3 protein-coding genes and 1 pseudogene are annotated in these 1,984 nt (G+C 63.7%); 1 reads left to right on the top strand and 3 read right to left on the bottom strand.

Features of this window, described 5'->3' with window-relative positions; genetic code table 11:
• A pseudogene (locus Sru01_RS34985) lies at nt 1–806 on the bottom strand (hypothetical protein); the annotation flags it as partial.
• An 80-nt stretch (nt 807–886) separates the two neighbouring features.
• Here Sru01_RS34985 and Sru01_RS34980 point away from each other — a divergent pair.
• Entirely contained in the window at nt 887–1,432 is a 546-nt protein-coding gene (locus tag Sru01_RS34980; protein ID WP_203995195.1) for a hypothetical protein, read from the top strand.
• Here the strand turns inward: Sru01_RS34980 and Sru01_RS36690 are convergent.
• Nucleotides 1,423–1,680, bottom strand: coding sequence for a phage terminase small subunit (locus Sru01_RS36690; RefSeq protein WP_445009388.1), 258 nt, complete (start codon nt 1,678–1,680; stop codon nt 1,423–1,425). The two genes, Sru01_RS34980 and Sru01_RS36690, sit on opposite strands and share 10 nt — an antisense overlap.
• An 82-nt stretch (nt 1,681–1,762) precedes the next feature.
• Nucleotides 1,763–1,984, bottom strand: a 222-nt coding sequence (locus Sru01_RS34975) for a hypothetical protein (RefSeq protein WP_203995192.1), incomplete at its 5' end; no start/stop codon positions are given.

Genomic DNA, 1,984 nt, shown 5'->3' with positions numbered 1-1,984 from the left:
CCGCCATCCCAGCCGCCGTCGTTGGGGTCGACCTCGTCGGAGTCGGCCTCCACGCAGTCGTACAGCAGCTTGCCGTCGGGCTTCTTGCGGTAGGCGTCGAAGGTGCGCTGCGCGACCGAGTCCTCGTTGGGGTTCAAGGCGTTGGTGGACTCCACCACCCGCGACCCCGCGCCGGCGGTCTTACGCACGTTCCGGTCCAGCACCTCAAACACCGAGATGCCGCCGTTGGACGGCACCCAGTGGTGGGTCTCATCGCAGACCACAAACGACGGCCGGGCGCCTTCCAGGCCTCGGCTGGAACTGGTGACAGGCTCGATACGACCGGGCCGGCCGGAGCGGAACTGAATCCGCTCCTTGCCGATCTCGATGTCGTAGTCGAACTCAGCCGGCGAGTTCGCCAGCATCCCCCGGATCATGTCCCGGGTGTTGGCCGTCTGATCGATCGAGGTGGCGGCGATCTGGATCAGCGGCAGACCGACGGCCTTACCGACCGGAAAGCCACGAAAGTCGAAGTGGGAGAACCGGCAAGGGCCGATGAACTCGATGATGGCCAAAGCCGCCAACACCGGGGTCTTGCCCCAGCCCTTGGACCGGCGCAGGCAGGCGGTGTCATACAGCCACTTGCCCTTGTCATCGATCGCGTACAGCCACAGGATGAAGCGCTTCTGCTCGGGGGTGAACTGCCAGGGGGAGCCGGCGTTCTCGCCGTCCGGCTGCACCAGAAAACGCTCACCCCACCGCAGGATCTGGTAACCGAGGGACCTGGTGGGGTGGGGGACCCCCTCGGGGAGGTTGCCCGTCTGCACAGGGCATCACCTCCCGGCCACTATGAAATTTGGTAGAGACGGATCAAGCCCGCAGCTCGGGGGGCTAGAATCTGGCAGTTATGAGCGGCGAGGTAGGGACGCGCGAGGACACCCGCACTGCGAGCGCACTGGAAATGGTCATCGGGAATGTTGGCGGACAACAACCATCTCCTTCGTTAAACCCTCCACTTTTGCGCGAGGTTATAGAGCTTATTGAAGCGGTGGAAAGCTTCTGTGAAGTAGTGAAGACGGCGTGGATGATAAGAGTTTTCGAGAATCTCGAACTTGGACACGCTCTCCATTTCGCGGCTCTGGAACAATTGATGAACCCGCGATATGCGGGTGATGCTGAGAAGGCATATCGATCAGCCGGAGGGCCACAGCTGAGGGTGCGCCACATATCTATGAACTCGCCACTTGCCCTGGAGCTGGTCTTGTCTGGTGCGGGCAGCGCTGGAGTGGTCTCGGCGATCGTGTACGTCTTCAAAAACCCTGACAAGGTCGGCGAGTGGTGGCCGAAGCTCCAGCTCTCTTGGTACAACGGAAGGACCGAAGCGGAGAAGGCCCGGAAGGCCTACGAGAAGCTGCGAAACGCACGGACCAAGGTTCGCGAGCTTCAGTCCTGATCACGCCCCGCCAAGCTCCGGCCACAGATTGATGTCGGCGACGTTCTTGGGCAGCGAATCGGCCGCTCGGGGCCCTGCTTGTCTTGATCCTTGCGGTTCATCCGCGGGCGCATCCGGTCGGTGACCGTGGCGCCCAGCAGCGACTCGTTCTGCCGGATTTCGGCCAGCGCGTTGTGGCCGGGGCGGCGGCAGTACGCCTCCACCAGGGGGCGAGCATCTGCAGCCGCTGCCAGTCGGTCGCCTTGCACGAGTCGATCTGGTCGGACTCCACCCAGGTGTCCCACCAGCGGCAGGTGGCAACCGAGTAGCCGTCCCGCTTGAACAGTTTCTTCAACCGGTCGGGAACTTCCTCGTCGCCTTCCGATGCGACAGATCCACCGCGTTGCGGCGGACCGCGTTCTCCTTGGGAGCAGGCTCTCGGCCACCCATCAGCTGTCCTTGCTGAACCTGTAACGGCCCCGACAGCAGGTCATCTACCGTCAGCGCCTCCGCGCCGTCCTGCTCGTCCCGGCTTGCCGGGATCGGACCTCGTTCTCCCGGTGACCCGGCGGC

Origin of the sequence: Sphaerisporangium rufum (assembly GCF_016863395.1) — a bacterium.
GTDB lineage: Bacteria > Actinomycetota > Actinomycetes > Streptosporangiales > Streptosporangiaceae > Sphaerisporangium > Sphaerisporangium rufum.
Note: the sequence above shows the minus strand (reverse complement) of the source record. Positions and strands in the feature narration are given on the sequence as shown.